Origin of the sequence: Streptomyces sp. NBC_00028, from assembly GCF_045041065.1 — a bacterium.
GTDB lineage: Bacteria > Actinomycetota > Actinomycetes > Streptomycetales > Streptomycetaceae > Streptomyces.
Genome location: NZ_CP108293.1, coordinates 9734493 through 9741312, shown reverse-complemented (window position 1 = coordinate 9741312; position 6820 = coordinate 9734493). Strand labels below are relative to the sequence as shown.

Genomic DNA, 6820 nt, shown 5'->3' with positions numbered 1-6820 from the left:
CGAAGCCGCTACGCGGCTTCCCCCTGCGGGCGCTCCGCGCCCGCCTCCCCGGCGGCTCCGCCGGACCGGACCACTCCGTGGCCCGGAAGCCGAATCGCTCCGCGATCCGGCACCGGAGTCCGCTCCGCGAACTCCGGAAGAAGCAGCAACTAGGGGTCAGCGGTGGGAAGTTGACGTCTCGTCACTAAATGCTGACACAGCATCAGATCTGGGTCCGGGGTCGGGGATTCTCGATCATTCCTCTGTGGGCGCTGCTAGCAGATGTATCTACCTACTGTCATCGCGATGCCGAAGCCCGTCAGAACTCTGCCAACGGTGTGAGAGTACTGATGCATGGCCGAAGACAGATCAGATGCACGGCAGCGCGTGGGAAGGGTGCCGGCCGAGGTGGGCCGGACCGCCGCGGTGCAGCGCCTGATCGACCTCGATGACCGCGATGAACTGACGTCTGCTCATGTCCGCCTGGTGGCGCAGGCGTTGGGGCGTTCCGAACGGACGGTGTGGCGGTGGCTGTTCGCCGCGCGAGAGGAAGGCCGCTACGGCCGCGTTTCTGCGGCGCGGTTCACGGTGACACCGGAAGTGCGCACGCTGCTGGCCCTGTGGGGCGGCAACGCTTCCCGCGTTCACGCCGAGTTGGTCGAGCGGGCTCGCTTGGATCCTGCCAGCGGGCCGGTGCCGTCGTTGGCGACCCTGCACCGGGCGATCCGCCGGGACCTGACGGCGGGTGAGCGGGCCGGGCTGCGCCAGGGTGAAGCAGGTCGGCGGGTGCACGACGTCTTCGCTAGACGGCCGCCCGTCCACCGCAACGCTGTCTGGGAAGGCGACCACAAGCGGGTTCCCGTTGAGGTCGATGTCGAAGGGGAGCTGGTCTGTCCCTGGGTGACGTGGTTCATCGACTGTGCGACCAGGGTGGTTGTCGGTGTTGCGGTCACTCCTCATGCGCCCAGCCGGGACGCGGTGCTGGCTTCGTTGCGGTGCGCGATCGACCGGCGTGAGCCCTACGGTCCGGCCGGAGGGCTCCCTGGTGCCATCCGGGTCGACCGAGGCAAGGAATTCCTGTGCCGCACCGTGACTGCCGCCATGGGTGGCTTCGCCGTCGCAGTAGTGGATCTGCCCCCGTACACGCCGCATCTGAAAGGCACCGTCGAGGCGCTCAACGACGCAGCCGAGGAGATGCACTTCGTCCTCCTGCCCCGCTACCTGCACCGGCAGAAACTCACTGGGGGCAAGAGCGCTGACCCGGACGCGCCGGCTCTCGCCTTCGAGGCCTTCGTGGCCGGGCTGCTGGGCTGGGTGAACTGGTGGAACAGCCAGCACCGGCCTGCCGGCCTGGAGGGCAGGACCCCGTTGGAAGCGTGGATGGCCGATGCCACCCCGCTGGCTGAGGCTCCGTCCGAGCGGCTGGCTCACTTCTCGCTCGAAAGCGATGGACGGGAGCGGACCATCACCAGTCACGGCATCAGGTGGCACCGCCGCGACTACATCGCCGACTGGATGGTCGGCCGGACCGGCACGCGCGTCTCCATCCGGCACTTGCCTCACCATGACGACGTCATCGAGGTCTTCGCTGCCGACGGCACGCATCTGGGCAGCGCGTACCTGGCCGAGGCCGCCACGGCGGAGCAGGTCCGTGCGCTCAGAGCCGCCCGCACGGCATCGGCCCGCCGCCTGCGGGCTGATCTCAAAGCCGCTGAGAAACTGCGCCGGGAGCGGTTCAAGGCGCAGACCGTTGCCGGCCCGGCCGAACGCAGCCGTACCCCGGCCCGCGGTGAGGCAGCCGGAGAATTGGAGGGCGGGGCGCGACGGGACAGGCGCCAGTTGGCCCGGCCGGGTCTGATTCCCCACGGCCCGGCGCCGGAGCACTGGGTGCAGCTGGTGGATCCCAAGCAGCAGGACGGATGGCGCGATGAGGACTGACCTGGCTTACGGACGCCTGCCTGACGAGCGCGAGGACCACTTCCTCGGCCTGGAGGCAGCGCACCTGGTGGGGACCGAGGCGTTGCTGACCACTCGGGACAACATCGAGGCGGTCATCGAGGCCAAGGCGATGATGTGCGCCTATGGGCCGGCCGGATACGGCAAGACCATGGCCGTGAACTCCGCGCTGCGGGCCTTGGCGCCTGACATCACCTACCGTCTGGAACTGCGGTCCGGTCCCACTCCGCGTGACATCCGCCACGGACTGTTCAAGGCTCTGCGCCTGCCTGGTGAGCCGCCCAAGCGTCCGATCGAGTTCGACGCGCTCCTGAAGAACGTCCTCGCCGAGCAGTTCCGGGTCCTGGTCTGCGACGAGGCCCAGTGGATGAGCCGCACCGGGTTCGAGTTCTGGCGTCATCTGTGGGATGACCGGCACACGGACATCGCGGTCGTCTTCGCCGGTGGCGACAGTTGCTATCGGGTGCTGCGGCGTGAGCCGATGCTCGCCTCACGGATGTACATCTGGCAGGAGTTCGACCGCATCCCCAAGCCGGAGGTAGGGCAGGTCATCGCGGCTTTCCATCCGGTGTGGGCCACAGCTGAACCGGGGTTGATCGATGCGGTCGACGCCGAAGCCGCGCACGGCAGCTTCCGCAACTGGGCCAACATCACCCACCACCTCGTGGCAGGGATGAGGAAGACCGGCGCGGACACGGTCACCGAAGCCCTGGTCCACTGGGTCTACAGCAAGATCGGCGGCATGTAGCAGTGAAGCCAGGCAGTCGGCACAGGACAGACCCGGGCGCAGCATCACGTCATGCGGTACGAGCAGCATTCACCGTCCTCCTCGACACCGGCGATGACCCAGCCTTCACTCAGGCCGCACTCGCAGCGCACCGGCTTGGCGCGGGACGCCTGGTCGTCCACCCCACCCCGGCAGCCTCCCACCCGCCCGGCCTGGCCCAGGACGTCCTGGCCGCGCTCGGTAAAACCCTCCCCCGCCACCAGGCCGACGTCCCCCGACACCGCGCGGCATGGGCCGACATGGTCCGCCCCGCTTGGACCGCGGCCGCCAGCTGGATCCACGCACAGCGCATCGGCCACCTCATCCTCCTACGCGCCCACACCCAGACCCCCGCACGCTGGATGCAGCTGACCCGCCTCCAGCGGTGCACCGGGATCCACCTCACCCTCGTCTGGCACGACACCCCCGAGAGGCTCAACGACCGGGCACAGGCATGGCGGGAGGCGTCCTGGGCCCTCATCAGCGAGCAGGAAGCCGCCCAGCAGCGGCTACGCCGTTGCGGACAGCGGCCCGCCCTCGCCCAACACGGCCCGAACACCGCAGACACAGAGCCCGCAGCCCACGCCGTCGGGTGGCTGCAACAAGTCGGCCATCCACTGCACGCAGGGCTCCTCGCCGCCCAGCTCGCCTGCGGCCAGCCCACACCCCAGCAACTCGCGCGTGTCCGCCTCACCGACCTCGCCCCGGACGCGACCGCCCTGGCCCTGCCCCACCCCGGCCGCTACCGCTCCCCCGACCGGACCTGGCACCCCATACCCGTATGGGCGCGCTCCGCACTCATCGCAGCCCGCGCCTGGCAACACCACAGCGGACACCCCTACAGCAGTCGGCGCTTGTTCCAGCACACCAACTTCCACCACCACAACCAGCTCTACGACCTCGCAGCCACCGCCGGCATCCACCCCGCCATCACACGGCTGACCGGCGACCCCGCCTGGCCCGCACCCCACGAGAACAGCAGACAACGCTCCTTGCGGCCACAGCGTGATAGCGATCGGCAACCAGCCGACCAGCACACTCTGCACAAGCTGTCAGCACAGCCTCAGCAGCTTCTGTCAGCCCTCATCAGGCACTGACCAGCACAAACAACCGGGTCTGCCACTGACACCCCAGCAACAAAACCCCACCGACAAAACACCACACAACACCACCGCACGGAAGGGGCGGAACTCCGTTCCGCCTACGGGATCACGGAGTGATCCCGGGGTCCCGGCCTTCGGCCGCGACTGTTCCGTACCGGCCTGCTCCGCAGTCCCGTACGGAACCTGACATGCCCTCCGGGCCTGCCAGAAAAGCAGCAGCTACCCGGAAGCGGTGCCGCTCGTGGTGCGGTCTCCAACTACTCTTGCGAGACACCGGCCTGACGCACCTTCAAACCCTGGGCCCTGTACCCGGAATCGGCCCCCCTCGACCACTTCCGGTCACTTCCGAAGAGATTTGGTGTGTCACTCTGATGACCGGCTTGAGTCTGGGATGATGGCAGAGTACCTCACCGCGCGACGCGCTCACGTATGGGGGCGTCATTTTGGAACTCGGATGGAATCTGCACTGAGACGGGATTACCTCTAAATGCACCCGAGAATGCGAGGAATTGTGGCTCGGATGGAATTGCGTCCGCATCAGGTTGAGGCCGTCGATAACGTCGTTCGCATTCTCGGAACTCCGGCCGGTGGCCATATGCCGCCCGAGGGGCTGCGCACGCAAGTAATCGCCGCGACCGGTTCCGGAAGAGCCTGATTGGCGCGGAGTCCGCGCGTCGGCTTTCCGCTCGCCGGGTGCTGGTGGTGGTGCCGACGCTGGACCTGCTGACGCAGATGGCCGACGCCTGGCGCCGGGCGGGCCGGACCGGGGCGATGATCGGCGTCTGCTCCCTGCGAGCCGAGGAAAGCCAGGGCCTGCCCTGCACGACCGATCCCGACGAACTGGTGGCGTGGCTGGAAGGGCTGGAGACCGTCACGGTCTTCGCAACCTACGCGTCAGTGGGCCTGCGCATCCTCCAGCGCGCGCACGCGGCCGGGCTGGGTGTGTGGAGCCTGATGGTCGTGGACGAAGCCCACCGGACCAGTGGTGACGGCATGAAGCCGTGGGCGGCCGTGCACGACCAGGCCCAGCTCCCCGCCGAACGGCGCCTGTACATGACGGCCACTCCCCGGGTGTGGGAGGCCGAGGGTGTACGGCCGCGTCTGGTCGCCTCCATGGACGAGGACTCGCCGGTGTTCGGGCCTGTGGCTTTTCGGCTGTCACTGTCGGAGGCAATCGGGCGGGGGATTGTTGCCCCGTATCAAGTGTTGTGCCTGGACATCCGCGATCCGGACCTGTACGCGGCTATGACGAGTGAGGACACCGGGTCAGACGCTGTGCGCGGGGCGCGGCTGGCCGCCGTGCAGACTGGGCTGATGCGGGCCGCGGTCGAGGAGCGGTTCCGGCGCGTGCTGTCGTTCCACAGCCGGGTGGGCGAGGCGGAAGCGATGGCGGCCGCCGTGCCGGTGACGGCTGGCCGGCTCGCCGAGGACGACCCCGACACCTACCCCGCCCTCCCGCCAGGTCTGGGCAGACTGGCTCTACGGCGACCACGCCCCCGGACACCGCCGTAAGGTGCTGGATGAATTCGCCTCCGATTTCCTCGGAGGACCGGCATTTAAGGGCCGTGATGTGCGGGCTGAATTGCGGGTTCTTTCCTCGGTTCGTGTTCTCGGGGAAGGCGTCGATACCGCCGAGTGTGATGCAGTCCTATTTGCGGATGCGCGCGGCTCGATGGTCGATATCGTGCAGATGGTCGGGCGCGCTCTGCGGTTGCATCCTGGGCGCGGGAAACTGGCCACGCTGATCGTTCCGGTTTTCCTCGGGCCGGACGAAGATCCGAATGAGCTGCTCACTTCGAATGCCTATGACACCCTCAGCAAGGTCCTTGGAGCCCTGCGGGCGCACTCAGCTGACACCATCGAGGCGCTCGCGGACCCTGGTCTGCGCAACAGCAGTCGGCGCGCGGAAGACGTCGACGGCGAGGGCCTGGCGCAGGATGCTGAAGGGGAGGACGGCCAGGAGGCGGATCTTGTTCCTCCGGTGGGTGCCGCGGCGGCGGGAGTGCTGCGGTTTACCGAGCAGCGCGACCCGGCCGCCCTCGCTCAGTTCGTGCGGCTGCGGGACATCGATCCGGAAAAGGCGTACTGGCGGCGCGGGATCGAGGCGGCCACCCGGTGGCTGCGCGAGACCGGCAACATCGAGCTGCGCGTGTCGTACACATACGTCGCTCCGGACGACTGGCCCGGCATCGGCGGGCATCCGCTGGGGGTCTTTGTCGCTGATCAACGCCGGTACTACAGCGCGGGAACCCTGGAAGCGTCGCGCGTGACGGAGCTGGAGAGCCTCGGCATGGTCTGGTCCGTGCACGCCTCCGCCTGGGAGGCCGGCCTCGCCGTCGCTCGCGACTACGCAGCCGTACACCACCACCTGTTGCCTGGCAACTCCGTGGTGTGGGACGGCCATGCACTAGGCACCTGGCTCAAGAATCAGCGGGCCGGTGCCAAGAAGGCGCGTGAGAACGCCGCACGCCGCGCGGCCGGGGAGACCGGATTCTCCTATGCCGGGGAGCTGTCACAGGCCCGCATGGAGGCGTTGGAGGAGATCGATCCCGGGTGGTGCCCGGAGTGGGAGATCAGTTGGGCACGCTGTCTGCGGCTGCTGCTCCGGCACGTCCAGGCCGGGGGCCCGCTGCCCGGCAAGACGGGTGAGCTGGTGGTGCAGGGCGAGGACCTGGCCGTGTGGATCGCCGGACAGACCGCCGGATGGGACAAGCTGACCCCGGCACAGCAGTACCTCCTGGAGAGTCTCGGCATCGACCCCGACGCCGCAGAGCAGGTGCGGCCGGTGCGGCGGTCCCAGGATGAACTGTGGGAGCGGAACATGACCGCAGCCCGCCAGTTCCACGCCCGCGAGGGACACCTTCGGGTGCCTCGGCAGCACCGCGAGGACGTCACCGGGGAGCCTGTGGGCTTGGGGTCGTTCATCTCGAACGCCCGAAGGCGCGCCGACAAGCTCAGCACCGAACGACGCGATGCACTGACCGCGTTGGGGATGCGCTGGTAGACGGCTGGGGGC

At 68.4% G+C, this 6820-nt stretch carries 7 protein-coding genes; 6 read left to right on the top strand and 1 reads right to left on the bottom strand.

Going from position 1 to position 6820, the window contains the following annotated elements; translation table 11 throughout:
- The 3 genes from OG885_RS44190 to OG885_RS44180 form a co-directional block, all read left to right on the top strand.
- On the top strand, nt 1-188 hold a 188-nt coding region (locus OG885_RS44190), incomplete at its 5' end, for a hypothetical protein (protein WP_405724191.1).
- A gap of 145 nt (nt 189-333) precedes the next feature.
- Nucleotides 334-1917 carry a Mu transposase C-terminal domain-containing protein gene (locus OG885_RS44185; RefSeq protein ID WP_405724193.1) on the top strand — a complete coding sequence of 528 codons (1584 nt, stop codon included), beginning with the start codon at nt 334-336 and terminating at the stop codon, nt 1915-1917.
- Nucleotides 1907-2683 carry an ATP-binding protein gene (locus OG885_RS44180; protein WP_331728792.1) on the top strand — a complete coding sequence of 259 codons (777 nt, stop codon included), beginning with the start codon at nt 1907-1909 and terminating at the stop codon, nt 2681-2683. The genes OG885_RS44185 and OG885_RS44180 overlap by 11 nt, the downstream gene beginning before the upstream one ends.
- 44 nt (nt 2684-2727) lie before the next feature.
- Here OG885_RS44180 and OG885_RS44175 read toward each other — a convergent pair whose 3' ends face one another.
- Nucleotides 2728-2943: a hypothetical protein gene (locus OG885_RS44175; protein WP_331729501.1), complete on the bottom strand. Its 216-nt coding sequence runs from the start codon at nt 2941-2943 to the stop codon at nt 2728-2730.
- An 18-nt stretch (nt 2944-2961) separates the two neighbouring features.
- Between OG885_RS44175 and OG885_RS44170 the strand changes: the two genes are divergently transcribed.
- The 3 genes from OG885_RS44170 to OG885_RS44160 all read left to right on the top strand — a co-directional run bounded on the left by OG885_RS44170 (nt 2962) and on the right by OG885_RS44160 (nt 6808).
- Entirely contained in the window at nt 2962-3798 is an 837-nt protein-coding gene (locus OG885_RS44170; RefSeq protein ID WP_331728796.1) for a hypothetical protein, read from the top strand.
- Between the two features lie 699 nt (nt 3799-4497).
- A complete protein-coding gene (locus OG885_RS44165; protein ID WP_405742495.1) occupies nt 4498-5316 on the top strand; it encodes a DEAD/DEAH box helicase family protein in 819 nt (272 codons plus the stop codon).
- A gap of 1 nt (nt 5317) precedes the next feature.
- The gene (locus OG885_RS44160) at nt 5318-6808 is read left to right on the top strand and encodes a Helicase associated domain protein (RefSeq protein WP_405742493.1); all 1491 of its coding nucleotides are present in this window, start codon (nt 5318-5320) and stop codon (nt 6806-6808) included.
- Nucleotides 6809-6820 lie beyond the last annotated feature (12 nt).

Bases quoted from the DNA above. Each gene is read 5' to 3' on its own strand.
- OG885_RS44185 (WP_405724193.1), top strand. From the start codon at position 334: ATGGCCGAAGACAGATCAGATGCACGGCAGCGCGTGGGAAGGGTGCCG.
- OG885_RS44180 (WP_331728792.1), top strand. From the start codon at position 1,907: ATGAGGACTGACCTGGCTTACGGACGCCTGCCTGACGAGCGCGAGGAC.
- OG885_RS44170 (WP_331728796.1), top strand. From the start codon at position 2,962: ATGGTCCGCCCCGCTTGGACCGCGGCCGCCAGCTGGATCCACGCACAG.